Annotated in this window: 21 protein-coding genes; 11 read left to right on the top strand and 10 right to left on the bottom strand. The window is 34.7% G+C overall.

Annotated elements, in window-relative coordinates:
• Positions 1–37 precede the first annotated feature (37 nt).
• A complete protein-coding gene (locus tag ACNQGJ_RS11065) occupies positions 38–919 on the top strand; it encodes an SDR family oxidoreductase (protein ID WP_417972786.1) in 882 nt (293 codons plus the stop codon).
• Positions 920–998: 79 nt separating this feature from the next.
• Here ACNQGJ_RS11065 and ACNQGJ_RS11060 read toward each other — a convergent pair whose 3' ends face one another.
• The 4 genes from ACNQGJ_RS11060 to ACNQGJ_RS11045 all read right to left on the bottom strand — a co-directional run bounded on the left by ACNQGJ_RS11060 (position 999) and on the right by ACNQGJ_RS11045 (position 3,386).
• A complete protein-coding gene (locus ACNQGJ_RS11060; RefSeq protein ID WP_417972785.1) occupies positions 999–1,313 on the bottom strand; it encodes a response regulator in 315 nt (104 codons plus the stop codon).
• Positions 1,314–1,383: 70 nt separating this feature from the next.
• Entirely contained in the window at positions 1,384–1,914 is a 531-nt protein-coding gene (locus tag ACNQGJ_RS11055) for a YceI family protein (protein ID WP_417972784.1), read from the bottom strand.
• Positions 1,915–1,961: 47 nt separating this feature from the next.
• Positions 1,962–2,714 (bottom strand): pirin family protein, encoded by a 753-nt coding sequence (locus ACNQGJ_RS11050; RefSeq protein ID WP_417972783.1) that lies wholly within the window; start codon positions 2,712–2,714, stop codon positions 1,962–1,964.
• A 90-nt stretch (positions 2,715–2,804) separates the two neighbouring features.
• Positions 2,805–3,386, bottom strand: coding sequence for a Crp/Fnr family transcriptional regulator (locus tag ACNQGJ_RS11045; protein ID WP_417972782.1), 582 nt, complete (start codon positions 3,384–3,386; stop codon positions 2,805–2,807).
• A 150-nt stretch (positions 3,387–3,536) separates the two neighbouring features.
• Between ACNQGJ_RS11045 and udk the strand changes: the two genes are divergently transcribed.
• The 5 genes from udk (at position 3,537) to ACNQGJ_RS11020 (ending at position 9,161) form a co-directional block, all read left to right on the top strand.
• Positions 3,537–4,145, top strand: a complete 609-nt coding sequence (udk, locus tag ACNQGJ_RS11040) for a uridine kinase (RefSeq protein ID WP_417972781.1) — start codon at positions 3,537–3,539, stop codon at positions 4,143–4,145.
• 142 nt (positions 4,146–4,287) lie between these two features.
• On the top strand, positions 4,288–4,608 hold the full coding sequence (locus tag ACNQGJ_RS11035; RefSeq protein ID WP_417972780.1) for an FtsB family cell division protein: 321 nt from the start codon (positions 4,288–4,290) through the stop codon (positions 4,606–4,608).
• Between the two features lie 127 nt (positions 4,609–4,735).
• On the top strand, positions 4,736–6,100 hold the full coding sequence (locus ACNQGJ_RS11030) for a methylmalonyl-CoA mutase subunit beta (protein WP_417972779.1): 1,365 nt from the start codon (positions 4,736–4,738) through the stop codon (positions 6,098–6,100).
• Between the two features lie 67 nt (positions 6,101–6,167).
• On the top strand, positions 6,168–8,306 hold the full coding sequence (gene scpA, locus ACNQGJ_RS11025) for a methylmalonyl-CoA mutase (protein ID WP_417972778.1): 2,139 nt from the start codon (positions 6,168–6,170) through the stop codon (positions 8,304–8,306).
• 336 nt (positions 8,307–8,642) lie between these two features.
• The gene (locus ACNQGJ_RS11020) at positions 8,643–9,161 is read left to right on the top strand and encodes a hypothetical protein (RefSeq protein WP_417972777.1); all 519 of its coding nucleotides are present in this window, start codon (positions 8,643–8,645) and stop codon (positions 9,159–9,161) included.
• A gap of 82 nt (positions 9,162–9,243) precedes the next feature.
• On the opposite strand, the gene ACNQGJ_RS11015 is transcribed toward ACNQGJ_RS11020, so the two are convergent.
• From ACNQGJ_RS11015 to dapF, 5 genes are all read right to left on the bottom strand, one after another.
• Complete coding sequence (locus ACNQGJ_RS11015) at positions 9,244–9,885, bottom strand: peptidoglycan-binding protein LysM (protein ID WP_417972776.1); 642 nt, start codon at positions 9,883–9,885, stop codon at positions 9,244–9,246.
• Between the two features lie 97 nt (positions 9,886–9,982).
• Positions 9,983–10,897: a DUF2279 domain-containing protein gene (locus ACNQGJ_RS11010; protein ID WP_417972775.1), complete on the bottom strand. Its 915-nt coding sequence runs from the start codon at positions 10,895–10,897 to the stop codon at positions 9,983–9,985.
• Positions 10,898–10,899: 2 nt separating this feature from the next.
• A complete protein-coding gene (mltG, locus tag ACNQGJ_RS11005) occupies positions 10,900–11,940 on the bottom strand; it encodes an endolytic transglycosylase MltG (protein WP_417972774.1) in 1,041 nt (346 codons plus the stop codon).
• Between the two features lie 89 nt (positions 11,941–12,029).
• Positions 12,030–12,563, bottom strand: a complete 534-nt coding sequence (locus ACNQGJ_RS11000) for a GNAT family N-acetyltransferase (protein ID WP_417972773.1) — start codon at positions 12,561–12,563, stop codon at positions 12,030–12,032.
• Positions 12,564–12,609: 46 nt separating this feature from the next.
• Entirely contained in the window at positions 12,610–13,392 is a 783-nt protein-coding gene (gene dapF, locus ACNQGJ_RS10995; protein ID WP_417972772.1) for a diaminopimelate epimerase, read from the bottom strand.
• 137 nt (positions 13,393–13,529) lie between these two features.
• Here dapF and ACNQGJ_RS10990 point away from each other — a divergent pair, with 137 nt between their 5' ends.
• Together ACNQGJ_RS10990 and ACNQGJ_RS10985 are read left to right on the top strand one after the other, a co-directional pair.
• Entirely contained in the window at positions 13,530–14,930 is a 1,401-nt protein-coding gene (locus ACNQGJ_RS10990; RefSeq protein WP_417972771.1) for a trypsin-like peptidase domain-containing protein, read from the top strand.
• Positions 14,931–15,089: 159 nt separating this feature from the next.
• Entirely contained in the window at positions 15,090–16,538 is a 1,449-nt protein-coding gene (locus tag ACNQGJ_RS10985; RefSeq protein WP_417972770.1) for a glyceraldehyde-3-phosphate dehydrogenase, read from the top strand.
• Positions 16,539–16,853: 315 nt separating this feature from the next.
• On the opposite strand, the gene ACNQGJ_RS10980 is transcribed toward ACNQGJ_RS10985, so the two are convergent.
• Positions 16,854–18,260, bottom strand: a complete 1,407-nt coding sequence (locus tag ACNQGJ_RS10980) for an APC family permease (protein ID WP_417972769.1) — start codon at positions 18,258–18,260, stop codon at positions 16,854–16,856.
• Between the two features lie 437 nt (positions 18,261–18,697).
• On the opposite strand from ACNQGJ_RS10980, the gene ACNQGJ_RS10975 reads away from it, so the two are divergent.
• The 3 genes from ACNQGJ_RS10975 to ACNQGJ_RS10965 all read left to right on the top strand — a co-directional run bounded on the left by ACNQGJ_RS10975 (position 18,698) and on the right by ACNQGJ_RS10965 (position 22,586).
• Positions 18,698–20,908 carry a S8 family peptidase gene (locus ACNQGJ_RS10975; protein WP_417972768.1) on the top strand — a complete coding sequence of 737 codons (2,211 nt, stop codon included), beginning with the start codon at positions 18,698–18,700 and terminating at the stop codon, positions 20,906–20,908.
• 134 nt (positions 20,909–21,042) lie between these two features.
• The gene (locus tag ACNQGJ_RS10970) at positions 21,043–21,393 is read left to right on the top strand and encodes a hypothetical protein (RefSeq protein WP_417972767.1); all 351 of its coding nucleotides are present in this window, start codon (positions 21,043–21,045) and stop codon (positions 21,391–21,393) included.
• Positions 21,394–21,590: 197 nt separating this feature from the next.
• Positions 21,591–22,586, top strand: coding sequence for a DUF4062 domain-containing protein (locus tag ACNQGJ_RS10965; RefSeq protein ID WP_417972766.1), 996 nt, complete (start codon positions 21,591–21,593; stop codon positions 22,584–22,586).
• Positions 22,587–22,742: the final 156 nt, after the last annotated feature.

Genomic DNA, 22,742 nt, shown 5'->3' with positions numbered 1-22,742 from the left:
TAATTGATTATATTTACAATGAAAAAATATAAAAAACATGAGTTCTACAGATAAAATGTTACGAGACGATGCCCTGAAAGGCAAAGTAATTGTTGTAACCGGAGGCGGAAGCGGCTTAGGAAAAGCAATGACTAAATATTTCTTGGAATTGGGAGCAGAAGTTGCCATTACCTCCAGAGATTTAGAAAAACTAAAAAACACGGCTGCAGAGTTAGAAACGGAAACAGGCGGAACCTGTCTTCCTGTTCAATGTGACGTACGGCATTATGAAGAAGTAGAGAATATGCTTCAAGAAGTTTTGAAAGTTTTTGGCAAAGTCGATGTTTTGCTTAATAATGCTGCCGGAAATTTTATTTCTCCTACCGAAAGATTATCTGCCAATGCCTTTGATACTGTAATTGACATTGTTTTAAAGGGGACTAAAAACTGTACACTTGCTTTTGGAAAACATTGGATTGACACCAAACAAAAATCATCTACCATATTGAATATCGTAACGACGTACGCTTGGACAGGTTCTGCCTACGTTGTGCCTAGTGCCACTGCAAAAGCTGGAGTTTTGGCAATGACACGAAGTCTTGCGGTAGAATGGGCAAAATACGGAATTCGTTCTAATGCGATTGCACCCGGACCATTCCCAACTAAAGGTGCTTGGGACCGATTGTTACCCGGAGATCTAGCCGAAAAATTTGATATGGCCAAAAAAGTACCGTTAAAGCGCGTAGGAGATCACCAGGAATTAGCCAACTTAGCAGCGTATTTAGTTTCTGATTTTTCAGCCTATGTAAATGGTGAAGTAGTTGTTATTGACGGTGGCGAATGGCTGAAAGGTGCCGGACAATTTAACATTCTGGAAGCTATTCCTGAAGAATTATGGGATCAGTTGGAAATGATGATTAAAGCAAAAAAGAATAAGTAATAGTTTTAAAAAATTGAACCATTAAGAGATTAAGAAAAATTAAGAATTAACGATTAATAAACCTTCCTTTCTTAATGGTTTAATTTTTATTGTTTTTTAAGGCCCCCAAAATTTCACTTTTTAGCAAACCACTTCCACCGCCATAATGTTGAACAATACTTATATTTGGATTTTGATTTTTGATAAAAGCACACAATTCAGTTTCGCTTTCTTCCTGAATTCCAGAACCCAATAATACAAGGGAAAAATCTTTTCTTAGAAAAATTTCCTTCGCTTCCTCGTCGTTCATTACGCCAACTCCATTCCAATTTTCGTTTGCATTTATTAATCGGATGACAGTTTCTAGAATTTCAAGATGTCTTCCTATGTATAAAATAGTAATGGTTTCCATCATTCCACTTTTTTAAAAAACACAAACCCCAAAGGAAATAATTCTTTGAGATTTGCGTTTATTTACTTTAAAATTATTGTTGCAAAAATTGTAGTTCAATATTCAAACGAACTTCTTCGCTTACTAAAACACCACCCGTTTCAAGAGCCGAATTCCAATTTAACCCCCAATCTTTTCTATTAATTTTACCTTCTAATGAAAGTGCCGTTTTGGTATTTCCCCACGGATCTTTCATTAATCCTCCATAGTCTGCAGCTAATTTTACTGATTTTGTAACGCCATGTAAGGTTAAATCTCCAACCAATTCATATTCACCTTCATTAATTTTGGAAAAAGAAGAAGCGCTAAATTTAATTTCTGGAAATTGTGCAGCATCAAAAAAATCGGGACTCAATAAATGAGTATCTCGATCTGTATTTCCTGTAGTTACGGAATCAATTGCTCCAGTAAATTCAATTTTTGCATTTTCAAAATCATTGTCTTCTGATTCAATCGTTGCGTCGAATTTTAAAAATTTACCTGAAATAGTAGTGAACATCATGTGTTTTACTTTAAAACCAATTTCTGAGTGTGTCGGGTCAATTACCCATTTTGTTGTTGACATAGTATTGTGATTTATTATTTATTTTAATTATGTTTTCTTTAGATTATTTACAATTTCATTGGCACTTCCATCACCAGGATTTCGGCATTAACTGAATTAGCGGTAATTTTAATACTATTTGTATCCCAAATTCCTAATCCGTCACGTTCCTGTAAAGCGATGTTCCCTATGGTGAAATCCCCTTTTAAAACAAAAGCATAGATTCCATTTCCAGGTTTTTTCAATTCATACGAAATAGAAAAATCCTTGTCGAATTTCCCGATATGAAACCAAGCATCTTGATGAATCCAAACCCCTTCATCTTCTGGATTTGGCGACAAAATTTGCTGTAATTTATTATGACGATCGTTTAAATCTAAAGTGATTTGGTCGTAACGTGGCGTTACATTTTTCTGATTCGGATAAATCCAAATCTGTAAAAACTTAACCGATTGGTCTTTGTTCTTATTGTACTCACTATGAAAAATTCCGGTGCCGGCACTCATTGCCTGAATATCTCCTTCTTTAATTACGGTAGTATTTCCCATACTATCTTGATGCTCCAAATCCCCTTCGAGCGGAATCGAAATGATTTCCATATTGTCATGTGGATGTTTTCCAAAACCCATTCCCTGATTGACTCTGTCATCATTCAAAACGCGAAGCACACCAAAATTCATACGTTCTGGATTGTGGTAATTTGCAAAACTAAAAGTGTGGTACGATTCTAACCAACCGTGATTAGCATGACCGCGCGTATTCGCTTTATGCAAAACAGAATGCGTAATTACACCGTCTGTTATTTTATCTGTATTTTCCATCGTTGTATCCTTTAATAGTAGGATGCAAAGTTGCGGCAAAAAAAAAGCGCCTGCATTGAACTAGGACAAGAAATGAAAAGTACTAGGATTTTAATTTTTGGCAATTTTAGTTCTTATCTTACTGAGAAACTCTGCAGAAATACCTAAATAAGAAGCAATATAATGCTGGGCAACTCGCTGTGAAAGTGTGGGATAATGTTCGAGAAACTCTAAATATTTTTCAGTAGCAGTTTTAGAAATAGTATTGAATAAGCGTTCTTGAGTCACTGCAAGACTCCTTTGCATCAGGATACGGAAAGCTCTTTCAAATTTTGGTGCTCTGATAAATAAATCTTCTTTAGTGTCAGGGCTAAACATAAAAAACTCACAATCTTCCAATGTTTCGATATATACCCTACTGGTTTTTTTCTCGTAAATACTAAAAGAAATATCGCTCACCCAAGCATTTTCGACAGCAAATTGCAAAATGACTTCAAAACCATTGGCATCAATATAATATTTTCGGACACAACCTTTGATGACAAAAGCTTCAAAATTGCACATCTCGCCTTCCTGCAGTAAAATTGTTTTCTTAGGAATCGTTCTATAGACCAACAAAGAATTAAAAATTTCTACTTCTTTAGGTTCAAAAGTGACATAGCGGCTAATATTTTTATTGATTTGTGAATACAAAATAGTGTTTTTTAGATACTAAAGATAGAAAAAATGTCAATTAATAACGCATCCTAAATATATTAAATTAGCAAGATTTCCGCAAAAAATAAAATCCACTCCCAATTAAATTCCTATTTTTGTCAGGATAAAACACATAACAAATAAATTATGCTCATTATAGGAATTGCAGGTGGTACAGGAAGCGGAAAAACGACCGTTGTACATCAAATCATGAATGAATTACCACAAACCGAGGTGGGCATTATCTCGCAAGACTCATACTACAAAGAAAACCATGGACTGTCATTTGATGAAAGAGCATTAATTAATTTTGATCATCCGCGTGCCATTGATTTCGAATTATTGGTAGCGCACCTTAAGGAATTAAAAGAAGGAAACAACATTCATCAACCCGTTTATTCATTCGTAACGCATAATAGAACGGACGATACCGTTTTCACACATCCCCGAAAAGTGATGATTGTGGAAGGAATTTTAATATTGGCAAACCCAGAATTAAGAGAATTATTTGATGTGAAAATATACGTTCATGCTGATTCTGACGAGCGATTAATCCGCCGTATGAAACGTGATATCACGGAACGCGGCCGAGACATGCATGAAGTAATCAACAGATATCAAACAACATTGAAACCCATGCACGAACAGTTCATCGAACCTACCAAAGCATTTGCAGACATTATTATACCAAACGACAAATACAACACCGTAGCCATCGACGTGGTTCGTGCGGTAATTAATCAAAAAATTCTATAATTTAATTGTATTTTTAGTGCACTAAATATCAGGAGCTATTTCCCGCTTTCCGTTGCAATCTTATTAGTAGGTGAATCTTCCTTTCGTCATCATCACCTACTAAAAGGATTTTCACTGTAATCGGGGCTAAAACAAATAAAAAATGACAAATCCGTACAAAAACAAACCCTGGTTTAAATTTTTAAGTAACAAATATGTATGGGTCTTATTATTTTTTGCTGCGTGGATGATTTTTCTGGATAACTATTCCTATTTCGGACATCGTGTTTTAGACAAACAAATTAACGAATTAGAAGACAATGCAAATTATTATAAGGAAGAAATAAAAAAAGATCAGAAAAACATCAAGCAATTAAAAAATTCAGAGCAGATAGAAAAATACGCCCGCGAAAAATACTATATGAAAAAAGATAGTGAAGATATTTATATCATTGAATTCGAAGGCGACACTATTGAAAAATAAAAACCCATCCCCAACCCTTCTTAAAGGGAAGGGAGTGTGAAATTTATAGTAATTATTGAAAACACAACAACTCAGTTTCAGCTCACTTTCCTTTGGTGAACCTGGGATTAGGAAAACCATATACAAAATGACAACAAATCTTTTCGATGATTTCACTTCCATTTCGTCAAAACAATGGAAACAAAAAATCCAATTTGAACTCAATGGAGCTGATTATAATGAAACCTTAGTGTGGAATTCTCCCGAAGACATCCAAGTGAAACCTTTTTATCACAAAGATGAATTCACGAAGGTTTTTTCAGTACCTACAAAAGCGACAAATTTCAAAATTTGCCAAAACATATTTGTTTACGATGTTGAAAAATCGATAGATAGAGCACTTGACTCGCTAAAACGTGGTGCTGATAGTATTCGTTTTACAATAGAAAATGAGTCAATTGATATTACACAACTATTGGAAAAATTACCTTTAGAAAACATTACTGTCTATTTTAATCTCTCCTTTATTTCAATCGATTTCGTCAAAAAAATAGATGCTTTTGCAAACAAAAGCCACACTGCCATTTTCTGTAATCTGGATCCAATTGGGCAATTAGCCAAAGATGGAAACTGGTTTGTAACTAACGAAAAAAGTAATTTCGAAACACTAAATTTACTTTCTTCGGCGACTACATCAGTATCACTAATAGGTATCAATGCCTCTTTGTATCAAAATGCTGGAGCCAACATGGTGCAGCAAATTGCTTATAGTTTAGGACAGGCCAATGAATATTTCAATAGAATCGAAGCCGTAAATCAACCCATTGTTTTTGAAGTTGCCGTTGGGACAAATTACTTTTTTGAAATTGCAAAACTGCGTGCTTTGCGATTACTTTTTAATTTGATTGCCAAAGAATACAATCATACCTTAGATTGCAACATCATCGTTTCGCCCACAAAACGAAACAAAACTTTATATGATTATAATGTAAACATGTTGCGCACTACAACTGAATGTATGAGCGCGATTATTGGCGGAGCGGATGCAATTGCTAACTTACCTTACGATGCATTATATCACAAAGACAACGAATTTGGTGACCGAATCGCCCGAAACCAATTGTTGATTCTCAAAAAAGAAAGTTATTTTGATAAAGTCAACAATACCGCGGACGGCAGTTATTATATAGAAAATATTACCAGTCAATTAGCAGAAAAATCATTGGCTTTATTCAAAGATATAGAGGTGAATGGCGGTTTCTTGAAACAACTTAACGATGGAATAATTAAAAGAAAAATTCAGGAAAGTGCAGACAAAGAACAAGAATTATTTGATGCCGGAAAGGAAATTTTATTAGGAACAAATAAATATCCCAACAAGGATGACAGAATGAAACATGATTTAGAATTATTTCCTTTTGTAAAACAAAATCCTAGAAAAACCTTAATCACGCCTATAATCGAAAAACGTATGGCAGAAAAAATAGAACAAGAGCGATTGAATCTTGAATAGTCAGTCCGCTATTTCGATTAATCAAAATTAAATATCATCAACATTCCTGTAATTTGGTACTAAACAAATGAAAAGAAAAGATTTACAACATATACAATTAGAAAGCACGCCTTTGAAAGTGGAGAACGAAAATTCTTTGGATGATGCATTTTTAACAGCCGAAGGAATCGAACTAAAACAAACGTATTCAGAACAAGATATTGAGAATCTTACTCATCTTGATTTTGGAGCTGGTTTTGCACCAAATTTACGTGGTCCTTATGCTACGATGTACGTTCGTCGACCATGGACTGTGCGTCAATATGCAGGATTTTCGACTGCCGAAGAAAGCAATGCTTTTTACAGACGAAATCTGGCTGCAGGTCAAAAAGGACTTTCCATCGCTTTTGATTTACCAACACACCGAGGCTATGATTCTGATCATGAACGCGTTGTAGGTGATGTAGGAAAAGCGGGAGTTGCAATAGATTCCGTGGAAGATATGAAAGTATTATTTGACCAAATTCCGTTGGATGAAATGTCCGTTTCGATGACGATGAATGGAGCTGTTTTGCCCATTATGGCTTTCTATATTGTCGCCGCCGAAGAACAAGGCGTACAACCGGAAAAACTTTCGGGAACAATACAAAATGATATTTTAAAAGAGTTCATGGTGCGTAATACGTATATTTATCCGCCAACACCTTCGATGAAAATCATTGCTGATATTTTTGAATTTACCAGCAAAAAAATGCCGAAATTCAACTCGATTTCAATTTCAGGATATCACATGCAGGAAGCCGGTGCCACTGCAGATATTGAATTGGCTTACACCCTGGCCGATGGATTGGAATACATTAGAACCGGACTTGCCACAGGAATGAAAATTGATGAGTTCGCTCCTCGCCTTTCTTTCTTTTGGGCCATTGGAATGAACCATTTTATGGAAATTGCCAAAATGCGTGCTGGTAGAATGATCTGGGCAAAACTGGTGAAACAATTCAACCCAAAAGATGATAAATCATTGGCATTGCGAACCCATTGTCAAACTTCGGGCTGGAGTTTAACAGAGCAGGATCCTTTTAACAATGTGGCTCGAACATGCATTGAAGCCTCAGCTGCAGCTTTTGGAGGAACACAATCCTTACACACGAATGCTTTAGATGAAGCTATTGCCTTACCAACCGATTTCTCTGCCAGAATTGCGAGAAACACGCAGATATTTTTACAGGAAGAAACTAAGATTACTAAAACCGTTGACCCTTGGGCAGGCAGTTATTATGTAGAAAGTTTGACGAACGAGATTGCCGAAAAGGCATGGGAACTGATTCAAGAAGTGGAAGAACTGGGCGGAATGACTAAAGCCATTGAATCTGGAATACCCAAACTTAGAATCGAGGAAGCAGCCGCTAGAAAACAAGCACGAATAGACAGCGGACAAGATATTATTGTGGGCGTGAATCAATATCGATTAGAAAAAGAAGATCCGTTACAAATTTTGGATGTCGATAACCAAATGGTTCGCAAACAACAATTGGAACAATTAGAGCGAATTAAAGCAACTCGAGATTCAGAAAAAGTACAAAATTCACTAAAAAAACTAACCCTTTGTGCACAAACAGGAAAAGGTAATTTACTTGAAATTGCCGTTGAAGCTGCCAGAAACCGAACGACATTAGGAGAAATTAGTGATGCACTGGAAACGGTTTTTGGAAGATACAAAGCACAAATTAAATCCTTTAGCGGTGTGTATAGTAAAGAAATAAAAGACGACAAAAGTTTTGAAAAAGCAAAGCTATTAGCAGACGAATTTGCAAAACAAGAAGGACGCAGGCCCCGAATTATGATTGCCAAAATGGGGCAAGACGGTCATGATCGTGGTGCAAAAGTTGTGGCTACAGGTTATGCTGATGTTGGTTTTGATGTAGACATTGGGCCACTTTTTCAAACACCAGCCGAAGCGGCCAAACAAGCGGTAGAAAACGACGTGCATATTTTGGGCGTTTCCTCTCTTGCGGCAGGACATAAAACGCTGGTGCCACAAGTAATCGAAGAACTAAAAAAATACGGTCGCGAAGACATTATGGTGGTGGTTGGTGGAGTAATTCCGGCACAAGATTACCAGTTTTTATTTGATGCCGGTGCAGTTGCCGTATTTGGACCTGGAACAAAAATCAGCGAAGCTGCCATTAAAATATTAGAAATTTTAATGGATAGTTTCGATTAAAAACAACAATCTACTTGTCAATTCTATTTAGCACTAGTCAAAAGATTAGTGCTTTTTTGTTTTAATCAAAAAATTAAAAACATATTATTCTTATTAAAAAAGAGATTATTTGACTTATTTTATTAACATAACTTATGGTATGTGTTAACGCAAATAGCTAAATTAAAAAGCTAAATTTACACTAATATTTATGTTTTTTACTGAAGAATTAAACTTTATATTACTGATATACAGTTTTTTATGTTTTTTGATAAATTAAAAATAATACGGCAAAACTACAAGCTACTAGTTTATTACAATTATAAAAATCATTAATTAATTTAAAACTTAAGTATTATGAAAGCACTTATTATTCTACTTTTTTTAAGCGTTACTATAGCATCGTATTCACAAGAAACTCCAAAAGGTAAAATTAAAATCGAAGAACTACCTGGTGTCGTTATTAAAAGGGTTGGATCAGATTTTTCTGTCTATATTCCTGATAATAATCCTGACCAAAGAGTGAAAACTATTGAAGAAAAATTTATAGCCTATGATTTAGGTACGGATGCTGAAGGGTTTGAAGAATACCTTGTAGTAATGGAAATGAAAAATGGTTCTTTGACCGCAACTTATAATGAAAATGGAAAATTAGTACGGGTTGTGGAAGAATTCAAAAATGTAAAGCTGCCTGGTGAAGTTATTTATTCTATTTATCGTACCTATCCTGGTTGGGCTATTGTAAATGACAGCTTTCTCTATTCACAGGAAGATGGAGATGTGCTGAAAAAACAATATAATATTAAAATCAAAAAAGATAAAGAAACAATAAAATTAGTGGTGCGTCCTGATGGAGAAATTCTAAAATCTAGATAATTTAGTTTTATAATAAAAAAAAGGCTGTCTACAAGTTAACTTGTAGGCAGCCTTTTTTTATTTGACTATTTTTGATTTTGGCTTATATGCTTTTTACGCTTGCATTAATATCTGCAACAATAAATGAGGTATCATACCCGCCGAAAAGCTTCATATATGTTCGAATGGAAGTTCCATAAGCATCTTTAAAATAACGCTTTCCATTGTTTTTAAAATATTTTTTTACTGATCCGGCACCGCCTAAATGAGCTGCAGCTAAAATTCCAGATTCAGTAACATGTATGCCATTAAGTATTGTTCCTTCATATTTTTCAATTTCTTTTTTCAATTCCCATTTATTTTTAGCCAACAGTGCAATAAATGCTTTTTCTTGTAATTCAGGGCTATTTAAAAAAGTAATACTATTGCGAACTCCTACTGATTTTAAAGTCTCAACACCAAATTGGTATTTACCTAAATATCCTAAAGAGTTGATTTTTTTATATTTACTTTCAGATTCTCGATATCCGATCGCTTCTTTAAAACCAATGAAAAAATTTCCAGTAAAAGGGATGTTCGAATTGATGTAATCTTCTTGCTTTTCAGAAGGAAATAAGTAGTGTGTTCCTTCTTCTTCATTGATGAGAAACCAAGGGCTGGTTTCTAATTTAAACGGTTTAAAACCTGAACTTAAAAAAACTGTAATAACAGTCAGACTAGTGTAAAAATACCACTTCTTTATCATAAATTATTTTTCTTCAAAACGCTGTCCCGTTAAGAAATTTCTATGTGCAAAGATACAACAAAAATAATTATACTGATAATCAAGTAGTTAAACTTTTCTAAAAATAGATGAAGTGGTATTTTATATCGTTAAAACGCACAAATTCGATGGTCGGTGCAGGAATTTTAACGGTATTAAAAACAGAGAAAACGGTCTTCAAAAAATGGGATTTTGTCTTAATTTTTGTCAAATCGACATCCAAACTCAGGTAAAATTGTCTCAATCTTTGTGGATTCGAAGTTAAAACTGGCGAAGTATCTTCTTTATTTCCGGTGATCATACCATCGGCTCCATACCCCAAAGCCAAGTTGAGCCATTTTGGTATTTTTGAGCCTTTAGCAAAAGAATGTAAATTCACCGAAAGCCAATAGGTTTGTCCATTATAGTCTTTTAGAATTTGCTCCGTAAAGGAACTTCCTAAAACCTCTGGCCTGTCACTAGCATATTTTGTAGTATGGAAAGAAAACTTAGGTGCAATGCGCTGTTCTTTCCAGATTAATTCTTGGGAAACATATATAGCGGTTCCAGATGCATTAGCAACAACATCCCCTACTGAAGCGCCCCATTCAGTGGAATACCCATCTAGAACTTCAACTGCCGTTAAAAACGCAAATCCTAATCCCGCTCCGTACAACAATTGATTTTTTTTACTGGCCCCACTCCAGTGTAGCATTTCGGCACCAAATCGACCTAGATGGTACGACGAAAATACATGACCGGCTTTATCCATTTGGAGCCACTCTGAAGTGTCATTTATAAAATGAAACGGAGATTTAGGATAATCGGCATACCAAACTTGGTTTAAACCAATTAAAGTTCCCGTAGCCAAAACTGCTTCGGAAATGACAACTGTATTTTGTCTTTTAATCTGTAACGAATCGGATGGCTGAAAGAAACTATCCGCTTCATTTTGTGAATATCCAATTTGAATTCCAACATAAAATAAAAATACCAGTAATTTTTTTAATCCCAAAATTATCTTTTTACGCCTTGGCTATTGATCCAATCCGAGTATTTTTTGGCATTTTTGTTGTGTTCCTCTAAGGTCGCGGCAAACTCGTGGTATCCAAAACGCTCAACACTGGCACAGAAATAAATAAAATTATTTTTTTCCGGATTTAAAACCGCTTCTAATGCTGTAATGTCAGGCATAGCGATAGGTCCAGGAGGAAGTCCTATATTCATATATGTATTGTAGGGATGACTCCTTGTCAAATCATTGTAAAAAACCCTTTTGATGACCTGATTGAAGTCATTCGATTTCTTTTTTATCGCAAAAATAACAGTTGGATCAGCCTGCAATGGCATTCCCGCTCTCAATCGGTTCAAATACACCCCTGCAATTCTAGGTCGTTCATCTTTTTTAACAGATTCTTTGTGAACGATCGAAGCCAAAATAGTCGCTTCAATAGGTGTTAATCCTTGCTTTTGCGCTTTGGCAACTCTTTCCTTATTCCAAAAATTACGGTATTCCTTAATCATTTTATCACGGAACTTTTCAGCCGTAGTGTTCCAATAAATCTCATACGTATTAGGAATAAACATTACCAAAACGTTCTCTTCATTGAACCCGTTTTCTTTTAAAAAAATAGAATCTTTAAACGACGTCAGTAATGATACGCTGTCGGCTTCTATTTGAGAACCAATTCGCCCCGCTAAATTCTCTACTCGTTCCTGATTATTAAATGCCAGTTTTACAGCCGAATTAAGTCTTAAAGTTTTTACCATTTCATAACTATTCATTCCTTTTGTGAATAAAAAACGACCCGGAATCACATTATCAGTATAGCCTCTTTTATTGGCTACCATTTCAAAACGATCCATATTCTCGACATATGGCGCAATTATCTTCTTGACATCTTCGTATTTAGAGTCCGTTGGAATGTACACATACATTTCATTATCTGTAAATTTTGTATTGGCCGAAAAAATCTGTCTTAATAATATTAATCCGTAAATCATTAATATTGATATTAAAATAATTGAAGCGATGGTGATAATTTTCTTGAGATTCATAGGTGGTGTTATTTTTTATGGCATGACAATCGTGTCATTCTTCCTATTTTATTTGATATTAAAATGGTAATGATTCAAAACTAAAAAATTTAAAATTTAGTATTGATTAATTGAAAAACAGCTTCGTCTTTATAAGTCCCGTTCACAAAGGTCCAATCTTTTTTGACACCTATCATTTCGAATCCAAATTTAGCAAAAAGTGCTTTACTAGCTTCATTTTCGGTACCAATATTTGCATATAATTGGTGTAAATTAAGATTATAAAAAGCATATTCGATTAATAGCCCCAAAGCTTCTGAACCAATATTCTGCTTTCTATTTTCATTGTCTTGGATAACAATACCTACTCCAGCCCTATTATTCTTTGGATCAAAATCAAATAAATCGATTAAACCCAAAGCGGGAAAATCCTGATCCTGACAAATAGCCAATCGCAACTGCTTGGCTTCATAAATATCCTGATGGGCATTTTCTAAATATTGTTTCACTAAAAACCGGCTATAAGGAGTATGTGTATTACTGACTTCCCAAATGCTTTGGTCGTTTTCTAAACCATATACAAACTCCAAATCATTGGGTTCTAATGCACGAATATAGATGTTCTCGCCTTTTAATGTTTTCATTTAGGTATTAGGTTCTTGGTATTGGGTTTTAGGTTTTGGGTTTTAGTTAAATCTGAATTGTTCCTTTAAATACAAATTCCGCTGGTCCTTTCAAGAAGACATTAGTAAACTGTCCTTCTTTTTTATCAAAAGAAACGACTAATTTTCCGCCTTCTACATTCAAATCAATAGAAGAAGCATTCGTTTTTCCTAATACATTCATTGCAATTGCAACTGCGGTAGCGCCGGTTCCACAAGAAAGCGTTTCATCCTCAACACCTCTTTCATAGGTTCTTAACGCAAAAGTCGATTCGTCAATTTGTTTTACAAAATTGATGTTGCTTCCTGCGTTCCCGTACAAATCTCCATATCGAATGGCTGCTCCCTTTTCCTTTATATTATAATTTTCTAAATCATCTACCAGTTGCACATGGTGTGGCGAACCCGTATTTAGAAAAACATGATCTGAACTCACTTTTACCTCGTCAATGTCTATCATTTGAAGTGAAACCAATCCGTCATCCGCAATTGTTGCGTGATGCAAACCATCTGTCGCAATAAAAGTAGCGCTGTTTTGGATTACGTTTAGCTTTTTGGCGAAAGCCACTAAACATCTTCCGCCGTTGCCACACATCGAACTTTGGTTTCCATCCGAGTTGTAATAGATCATTTTGAAATCAGTTTCAGCGTCATTTTCCAATAAAATAAGACCATCGCCGCCTATTCCAAAACGTCTGTCACATAAGTGCGCGATGAGTTGTGTATTCTCTAATGGAAAACAATTGGAACGACTATCAACCATTACAAAATCATTTCCTGTCCCTTGGTATTTATAAAATTCTAGTTGCATTTAATTTGAATTGAGTTGTACAAAATTACGAATTATTAATGAAATGTTAATCATTGTTAAAGAGCGTTAAACTGTATTTTACCTAGCTAATTTAGTTTTATTTTTACGAATAAAAATCGTAATAAACGAATTTAATTATGAAAAAATTTTCAACACTATTTTTGGTTTCCCTGTTGAGCGGAGTAGTAACACTAGGTGCCTACAAATTATTATTTGACACTAATGGATATTTTTCTAATGATAGAAATTTAGGAATAACGAGAGCATCCGATTCTTACGGAAAGAAAGTAGGATTATCATCCGATGTGCTTGATTTTACTGAGGCTGCCGAAAAAACCATCCATACCGTGGTACACGTGAAAAACGTGTCCCGCAGAACTGTTACCAATCCGATATTAGAATATTTTTACGGGTACAAAGGGGGACAATCCCAGGAGCAAGTAGGAACAGGTTCCGGAGTGATCATTTCTGAGGACGGTTACATTGTGACGAATAATCACGTAATTAAAGATGCATCAGAAATTGCAATTACCTTGAACAACAAAAAATCATATGTAGCAACACTCATTGGAACCGATTCTAAAATGGATATTGCCTTATTGAAAATTGATGTGGAAGAGAAATTACCATATACTGTTTTTGCCAATTCTGATTCGGTTAAAGTGGGAGAATGGGTTCTGGCAGTTGGAAATCCGTACAATTTAACTTCTACAGTAACTGCAGGAATTGTTTCGGCGAAAGCCCGAGATTTAGACACCAGCGGAATCCAGTCTTTTATACAAACAGATGCTGCTGTGAATCCCGGAAATAGTGGTGGTGCCTTAGTTAATACGCGTGGTGAACTGATAGGAATCAACACGATGATTTCGTCCATGACCGGTTCATACGTAGGCTATTCCTTTGCCGTTCCTTCAAATATTGCCCGAAAAATTATTGAGGATCTTATGGAATTTGGAAATGTACAACGCGGAATTCTTGGCGTTGAAGGAGGAGAATTGAACAGTATTAGTTCTAAAGAATTAGGAATAACACAAACGCAAGGTTTTTACATTAATAAAGTGACCAAAAATTCCGGTGCCGAGAAATCAGGTCTGGAAAAAGGAGATGTCATCGTTAAATTAGACGAACTAAATGTGGCAACTTTTGCGGATCTTTCTGGGTACATCAATACAAAAAGACCGAATGATAAAATACAGGTCACGTATATCAGAGCGGGAAAAACCAGAATAGTGCCTGTGATTTTGAGTAAAAATGAATTTTTCAACGCCGAATTTAAAGGAATCGAATTAGAGAATATTGAGGCCGCTGACAAAAAAAAGTTTAAAATTGAATACGGTGTACGAATTAAATCAATCAGCAGTCAAAGTTTAAAACAGTATGAAGACGAATTAATAGGAAATATTATCTTGAGCATTGACAATATCAAAGCTACAGACGTGGAAACGGTTTCTAAACTTTTAAGTCAAAAAGAGGAAAATCAAACTGTACGTATCGAAATGATTAATAAAAATGGAGAAGTACTGCGCGTGATTCTTTAACGCATCCTATTTTTTAAAAAACCAAAGCCATCTTGACAAAACAAGGTGGCTTTTTTATTTTGTAAATAATCTTAAAAATGCGTTACGAAATCGATTGAAATGGGTATTTTTGCGCAAATTTTAAAAAATACAATTCCTTATTTTCATTAAATTTTCAACATGGCAATTACAACATTATACGAAAAAGAAGTTTCTTTTCAAGCCGACAGGCGACGTGCAGGAGTAAAACTCATTAAAATCATCAGCGATTTATGGTATGATAAATCCATAGAAATGGTCTTCTTCCGAAATCAATTAATTGATCGCAATGTCAGTGATATTATAAACCTGCATGAATATGCTGCCGAATTTGTAGGCAAGCCAATCTCCGTATTTGATTCTGTTAAAATTGCAAAAGCCATTTTAGAAATGAATTTACCACCGGCAAAATTGGACATTGGTAAACTGACGTACGAATATGGTTTAGAAGAAGACAAATATCCGGATGCCAAGTATTTTGTCATTGACAAATTAAAGAAAGCCAAAAACTCTGAGGACATTCAGCCGAAAGATGTTGTGTTGTATGGTTTTGGTCGTATTGGACGCTTATTAGCCCGAGAATTAATGTCTAAGACCGGAAAAGGAAGTCAATTGCGACTGCGAGCTATCGTAACTCGCGATAAAAATGACGCCATTTCTCTTGAAAAAAGAGCCTCCTTGCTGCGATACGATTCTATTCACGGTAATTTTCAAGGCTCAGTAACTGCTGATCCTGAAAATAATGCTTTAATTATTAACGGAACTACCGTACATGTCATTACTGCTAACGGACCGGAAGAAATTGATTATACGCTTTATGGAATTACCAATGCGTTAGTAATTGACAACACAGGTGCTTTCACTTCACATGAAGCGTTAAGCCGACATTTGGTTTCGAAAGGTGTGGACAAAGTGTTGCTTACCGCTCCCGGAAAAGGAGTTCCTAATATTGTTCATGGCGTAAACCATAACGAATACAATCCTGACGAGATCAATATTTTCTCGGCAGCCTCCTGCACTACGAATGCCATCACGCCAATTTTGAAAGCTGTTGAAGACACTTTAGGAGTTGTCAAAGGCCATTTAGAAACTATTCATGCCTATACAAACGACCAGAATCTTGTTGATAATATGCACAAAAAATACCGTCGCGGTCGAGCAGCAGCCCTGAATATGGTAATTACTGAAACAGGTGCAGGAAATGCTGTTGCAAAAGCATTGCCAAGCCTTGCCGGAAAATTAACCTCAAATGCGATTCGGGTGCCAGTTCCTAACGGTTCATTGGTTGTCTTGAATCTTGAAGTATCCAGAGAAACATCGCTGTTAGAAATCAATGCCATTATAAAAAAATACGCACTGGAAGGCGAATTAGTAGAGCAAATAAAATATTCTTTGAATAACGAATTGGTTTCTTCAGATATCGTGGGGACATCAGCACCTGCAATATATGACAGTAACGCCACAATCGTTTCTGCCGATGGAAAAAATATCGTGTTATACATTTGGTACGATAACGAATACGGATACAGTCATCAAGTAATCCGATTAGCAAAATACATTGCCAAAGTAAGACGCTTCACGTATTACTAGCCTATAGATTACAGGTTGTGGATTGCAGGTTGTAATTTTTAGTTTTTTAGTTTTTAGATTTAAATTGAAAAAAGCAGCAACCCAACCTGAATTTAACAGAAAATCCGTCGCGTTATCAAAACGAGACGGATTTTTTTATTTAAGTGTTAATGTCTTTATTGTACCGAATTGGAACGCAGATGACGCGGATTTTTTAAAAACTACTAAAATTAATTATGATTGTTTTTTAAACATATAAGAAATATAAGTTGGACTAATTTGAATTCATAAATAGTGTAATACAGCCACAAATTCATAATTCATAATTAAAATAAACTACTCCTTAGCTTTGGTCAAATAATACACCGGAATACCAATTAGCATAATCACCACCCCCCAACCACTGGTACTGGTTTTAGTATACAATAAAGCGATACAAATAGCTGTTGCGATAACAATATACAATCCCGGTAAAAATGGATATCCAAACGCTTTATACGGTCTTTCAGCATTTGGCATTTTCTTGCGCAGAATAAATATTCCTAAAATAGTCAGAATATAAAATATCAAAACGATGATGACCACAAAATCCAATAAATCTCCATATTTCCCTGTAAGACACAACGCCGACGCCCAAATACATTGCGCCCAGATAGACCAAGCCGGAACACTGGCTTTGTTCAGTTCAGCTGCTTTCTTGAAGAAAACACCGTCTTGCGCCATCGTATAATACACTCTGGCACCCGCCATAATCAGTCCGTTATTGCAGGCAAAAGTCGAAATCATAATCATCACAGCAATAATTAATGTTCCAACAGCTCCAAAAATACTCTGCGAAGCCACAACAGCCACCCGATCAGATTCAGCCGTTGCTATTTCGTACAAAGGCACCACTGCCAAGTACATGATATTCGCCAAAACATAAATCACACTCACAATTAAGGTTCCTAAGAATAAACTCAATCCCACATTGCGTTTTGGATTTTTTATTTCACCGGCGATAAAAGTTACTCCTTCCCAAGCCACACTGGAGAACATCGAACCTACCAAGGCAGCCGAAATCCCCGATATTAAAGCCGTTCCGCTGATGGGCAACCACGCACCAGTTTTCACATTCAATGCTTGTGACGTCCAGGCATTCGTCCAGTTTGCGTCCCAAACCTCGGCTTTGGCAGCCATAAAGCCAAAAATAATCAAACCTGCTAACGACAGAATTTTTATAACTGTCAAAACCGTTTGTAAAATCTTTGAGTTTTTCACCCCACGGCTGTTAATGTAACTCAGCAAAATAATGGTGAAAATAGAAACAATCTGAGCCGCATTGAGTTTGAAATCCCCTATTTCATATAAAATATTCTTATCACTTAAAGGTGCGTACAGATAGGCGGCAAATTTAGCAAAAGCCACACCCACCGCAGCAATCGTACCGGTTTGTATCACGGCAAAGAAACTCCAACCGTATAAAAAACCCACCAATTTGCCGTAGGCTTCCTTAATGTACACATATTGACCACCCGCTTTAGGAAACATCGCGCTCAACTCGCCATAACTCACGGCAGCAATCACCGTAATGGCACCCGTAAGCACCCACATAGCAATCAACCAACCAGCGGAACCCAACTGGCGAACCATATCAGAGCTTACAATAAATATCCCGGAACCTATCATAGAACCCACCACAAGCATGGTTCCGTCGAGTAATCCTAATTCTCTTTTAAAATCGTCTGGTTTTTGGTCTTCCATATTTTTTTTTGGTATTGGGTTTTGGGTTTTTAGTTGGCTAAAGATATACTTTTTTTGGAAATTTCATAAAATGGAAGTGGAAAGTGACAGCAAAGTCAATCGTGAAAAGTGAATGGTGAGTGGTAAAAGCGAAGTGAGATTGTTCCTTTGGGCGTGCCCCTGCAGTAGCTTTGTCGTTCCTCCTCGCAACTTTGGGTCGGGCGGTACGCTGTATCTTTATTTTCTTAAAGAAAGAAAATAAAGGATGCCGCTTCCCTCCCTCACGCAAACCGCAACAATTATAACGTTTATTCTTTTCAAGAAAAATTGTAAGAAAATTTTAATATATTTGAGAAATATAGAATAAAACAAATCTTCGCCAACCTACCCATATTTGGGTGCATGTACGAAGGTTTGTTTCGTCGATATATTAATTAGGCGTAATTTAAAAACTGCACATGAAAAAAAAATACCATTTGGAAATTCCTAAAGAGAATATTAAAAAAACGGAAATAAATAAAACCGGATTTGGTGAATCTGTTCCAAGATTTAGTTACTCTGAACATGGGATTTCTTTAAGAAATAATACAAATAAATTTAAGGAAATTGAGTCTGCAAAAAAGGATTTGAAGGTTATAAGTAATATATTTTTACAACTTTCAACACTCGATAACATAAAAATTAAATCGCATATTCTCAAAATAGAGAATTTAGGATTTGAACTAGTTTCCTTAAATCACGAAAATAAATCTATTGCGAATTTTAAAATTGATGATGATAAATTTGAAGAATTTGAAGTAAAATTAGAAGAGTATATTAGTACTCCAGAAAACAAATATAAAACTTACTTTTCCGCCATTGAAAATATAAAAGCAATACCTATTGAAACTAAAGTATCACACGATATTGATATCAATTCAGAGGCAAGATATGATTTGCTTATACAATTCTTCGATGGAATAAAAAAAGACGAAATTAAACCTTTAGAAAAATTAATAAGAACAGAGTTTCTTCAGAATGATTTCGAATATAATTTTTCAAATATTTCAAATCGGATAGTAACTGTAAAAACAAGATTAAATGGTTCGGAAATTAATTCCATTCTCAATGAATTTAACTCAATTAAAGAAATTACTTTAAATCAAAATTACTTCATTACAAATTCTGTAAAAGGAGAAACAATTGCAGATGATATAAAATTCGAAGATGTTTCTTCAAGTTCGGCAATTTGTATATTTGATTCTGGAATTACAACTAATGGTCAAATAATTCCAAATTATGTTCGAGCTAGAATTAACTCCTATTTACCAACGGGTTCTGTTTCACCACAATATTCTCACGGAACATTTGTTGCAAGTCGTTGTGTTTTCGGTGATAACATAGAGTTTCAAATTACTACTAAAAATTTAAAACCATATTGTTATGTTATTGATGTTCCAGTTTTCGGGATTGATAGTCTTAATAATATACTTGGATTAAATGATTTTGATTTAGCAATTGCTATTACAGAAGTTGTTGAATCTCTATATTTAGAAGTTAAAGTCTATAACTTATCTTTAGGGAATCCAAATTCATTAAGAGATAATGAGCGATCCCATTTAGGGAAAACACTTGATTTTTTATCTAAAGAATTTGATGTGTTATTTGTTATTTCGTCAGGGAATATAGATTTTAGTCTTGGAACTTACCCCGAAAATCATTTTTCTAATGTAAATGCTAGAATTGGCTCACCAGCAGAATCATTATTAGGATTAACGGTTGGATCCATCGCTAAATATGACGATCACGGTTCACTAACAAAAAGGGACTTAATTTCTCCTTTTTCAAAAATTGGTCCTGGCACAGATGGCGGTTTGAAACCTGAGTTAGTTTCTCATGGTGGAAATCTTATGTCTCCTTATACTTCATTCCCTAGAATTTCAACTTGTGGATTGTTTGAAGATGGTTTAAGCTTGTCTTATGATAATGGAACTAGCTTTTCTTCCCCCATTATCTCAAGATATGCTCAAATGCTTTTCGACTACTATCCGTTCGCAAAAACAAATATAATTAAAGCTTTGCTTATTCATTTTGCAGAAAAAAGAGAAATTTTTGAAAATTTTGATTTCGATTTTAAATTTACAGGATTCGGTGAACCTTTGATACAAAATGCTTTATATGCAAATAATACAGCAACATACCTATATCAAGGAGAGTTAGATATGGACAATTACGATAATGTAAAATTTAACATTCCAAATATTTTTTCTGATGGAAACTCAGAAGGCAAGCTTAAATTAAAAATCACAATTGTATATAATCCAGAGGTTAATTTAAATAATGATTGTGAATACTCAAAAACGAGACTTTCGGTAAAATTGGTTAAAAATACTGAAATTGGGTTAAAAGAAATTAGTCTTTCAAATTCAAATATTTATACTAAACAATGGAGTCCAATTTTACAATTTGAAAAGTCTTTTACTAGAAATTTTGATGCTGGGGAATGGGAAGTTGCTTTAAGGTTATATACTAGGAGTATAAATGATGTAAATTTCAAGCAAGACTATGCTATAATTATAGAAGTCATAGATGAAAATGGGAATATTAATGTTTACGATGAAATTAAAAACGATACAAGCCTAAACTATAATTCATTTGAGCATGAAGTTAATAATATAAACTACGCCTAATTGCGAGAGTGCGAATTTTGTGGTTAATTCACGTTTCCGTTTCGCAAGAAATTTTATCTTAGTCGAAAGATCTCGGTTACGAAGTTCACAACCTCGCAAAGACGCGAAACGTTAAAAAAAAACTCAAATTAAAAATGAAATACGCTGAATTTAATATTGAATCGAACAAAATAGAATTCTGGAACTCTATTTTTGGAATAGAAAGCGTTTTATTGAATGGGAAAAGAATTTCTAAAAAGTTTTCTTTTAATGGAATTAAGCATGAAATAAAACTACACGCCAGAGATTTAATATTGGAATCCAAATACAAACAATTCGACAAAAAAGAAATCAAACTTGAATTGAAAGAAAATGGTGAATTGGTACAAGAGTTACTGGTAAAAGTAGACAAATCGCAAAGATTTTTTTGGATGCTAATTGGAGTAGCTACAGGAATCGCACTCTATAAACTTCTGAATTTACTTTTGGAATATCTGTATCAATAAGATATCGTAAACCTAAACAAAAGTGACATGAAGTTACTTTTTATGAAAAAACCATACTTTGATTTGCTTCGCCTGTTCGCTATCGCTCGGGTGGCAAATTCGAATAATGTGCTTAATTTAGTCCCAAACCCGCTTTAGTACCAAGACATTACCTGCAACCTTGTGTCGACACTACAAAAAACAAATAACAAAATAAAATGACTGCTAAAAAAAACATAACAAGAAAAACTGTTTTTATATCCTCAACTTTTGTAGACCTAAAAGAGGAAAGAAAAAAGGTTTGGGATACTCTTGAGAAATTTGACGTAACAGTCAAAGGAATGGAACAATTCGGTGCAAGAACATCTAATCCTTTAACGACTTGCATCTCTGAAGTTGAGCAATCTGACATATATGTTGGCATAATAGGAATGAGATATGGTAGCGAAGAGCCAAATAGTGGAAAATCCTATTCACAATTAGAATACGAAAAGGCTGTTAAGCAAAATAAAGAAATCCTAATCTACCTTATTGACGAAGAAAGTTCTCCTGTAATTCCAAACTTAATTCAGTTTGATAAAATTCAGAAGCTAAATAACTTCAAAGCTATTCTTAAAGATAAACATACGATTGACACATTTTCTAATTCGCAAGATTTAGTTACAAAACTTCAAAGAAAATTTAAGGAATTATTAACCCCCAAGGCTACAGCAGTTATTGAAGATGAATACGAAAACACGAATAAAATCCTTAATTTGTTTTTTCTCGTGCCAGCTGCATATTCAGGACGAGAAATAAAATTAAAAATAAAGTTTAAAAGACAACCACTTCCTGTTTCAAAAGCAATTTGCAAAAACTTCAATTTTGAATTTGGAAAAACCATTGTAAGTCAAATAGAAGTAGTTCATCCAGAACTTAAGTTTAAAAATTTTCGACACATTTTCATAGAATTTGAACAATTCAAGAAATTTATCACTCTTAATAAATCGATAGAATATGAAATATTCGCTAAAGTTTTATTCAAAGACGAAAAAGTCAATACTTTGACAACTGACTTTAAAGACAAATATGAACGCGTTTATAATCCTAGTTACAATTATTATGACCCAGCGGACGACTATGATCCAAGAGAGGAAGAAGAATATTATGATGTCCTAAAAGAAGGTGATGGTCAAATTGCTTTAAACTTAACAGACATAATAATTAGTAAATAAAAAATTAAGTGATAAAAAAGGGCAACAGGTAACAGCTGTTCCTATGTAAAGCATCATTAAGTTATTAACAACTTTTAAGATGGTTATATGTAGGGTGTTTTTCGATTACGAATTCCGTTCCAGCGGCTTGTTGGAAAAGTTGGAAACAACTTTTTG

The sequence above is a fragment of the Flavobacterium cryophilum genome (assembly GCF_048286555.1).
GTDB lineage: Bacteria > Bacteroidota > Bacteroidia > Flavobacteriales > Flavobacteriaceae > Flavobacterium.
This window is presented reverse-complemented; position numbering and strand designations above follow the sequence as displayed.

What these genes read in the sequence shown, in the direction of transcription:
- ACNQGJ_RS11065 (WP_417972786.1), top strand. Translation starts at nt 38, where the DNA reads ATGAGTTCTACAGATAAAATGTTACGAGACGATGCCCTGAAAGGCAAA.
- ACNQGJ_RS11060 (WP_417972785.1), bottom strand. Translation starts at nt 1,313, where the DNA reads ATGATGGAAACCATTACTATTTTATACATAGGAAGACATCTTGAAATT.
- ACNQGJ_RS11055 (WP_417972784.1), bottom strand. Translation starts at nt 1,914, where the DNA reads ATGTCAACAACAAAATGGGTAATTGACCCGACACACTCAGAAATTGGT.
- ACNQGJ_RS11050 (WP_417972783.1), bottom strand. Translation starts at nt 2,714, where the DNA reads ATGGAAAATACAGATAAAATAACAGACGGTGTAATTACGCATTCTGTT.
- udk (WP_417972781.1), top strand. Translation starts at nt 3,537, where the DNA reads ATGCTCATTATAGGAATTGCAGGTGGTACAGGAAGCGGAAAAACGACC.
- ACNQGJ_RS11035 (WP_417972780.1), top strand. Translation starts at nt 4,288, where the DNA reads ATGACAAATCCGTACAAAAACAAACCCTGGTTTAAATTTTTAAGTAAC.
- ACNQGJ_RS11030 (WP_417972779.1), top strand. Translation starts at nt 4,736, where the DNA reads ATGACAACAAATCTTTTCGATGATTTCACTTCCATTTCGTCAAAACAA.
- scpA (WP_417972778.1), top strand. Translation starts at nt 6,168, where the DNA reads ATGAAAAGAAAAGATTTACAACATATACAATTAGAAAGCACGCCTTTG.
- ACNQGJ_RS11020 (WP_417972777.1), top strand. Translation starts at nt 8,643, where the DNA reads ATGAAAGCACTTATTATTCTACTTTTTTTAAGCGTTACTATAGCATCG.
- ACNQGJ_RS11015 (WP_417972776.1), bottom strand. Translation starts at nt 9,885, where the DNA reads ATGATAAAGAAGTGGTATTTTTACACTAGTCTGACTGTTATTACAGTT.
- mltG (WP_417972774.1), bottom strand. Translation starts at nt 11,940, where the DNA reads ATGAATCTCAAGAAAATTATCACCATCGCTTCAATTATTTTAATATCA.
- ACNQGJ_RS11000 (WP_417972773.1), bottom strand. Translation starts at nt 12,563, where the DNA reads ATGAAAACATTAAAAGGCGAGAACATCTATATTCGTGCATTAGAACCC.
- dapF (WP_417972772.1), bottom strand. Translation starts at nt 13,392, where the DNA reads ATGCAACTAGAATTTTATAAATACCAAGGGACAGGAAATGATTTTGTA.
- ACNQGJ_RS10990 (WP_417972771.1), top strand. Translation starts at nt 13,530, where the DNA reads ATGAAAAAATTTTCAACACTATTTTTGGTTTCCCTGTTGAGCGGAGTA.
- ACNQGJ_RS10985 (WP_417972770.1), top strand. Translation starts at nt 15,090, where the DNA reads ATGGCAATTACAACATTATACGAAAAAGAAGTTTCTTTTCAAGCCGAC.
- ACNQGJ_RS10980 (WP_417972769.1), bottom strand. Translation starts at nt 18,260, where the DNA reads ATGGAAGACCAAAAACCAGACGATTTTAAAAGAGAATTAGGATTACTC.
- ACNQGJ_RS10975 (WP_417972768.1), top strand. Translation starts at nt 18,698, where the DNA reads ATGAAAAAAAAATACCATTTGGAAATTCCTAAAGAGAATATTAAAAAA.
- ACNQGJ_RS10970 (WP_417972767.1), top strand. Translation starts at nt 21,043, where the DNA reads ATGAAATACGCTGAATTTAATATTGAATCGAACAAAATAGAATTCTGG.
- ACNQGJ_RS10965 (WP_417972766.1), top strand. Translation starts at nt 21,591, where the DNA reads ATGACTGCTAAAAAAAACATAACAAGAAAAACTGTTTTTATATCCTCA.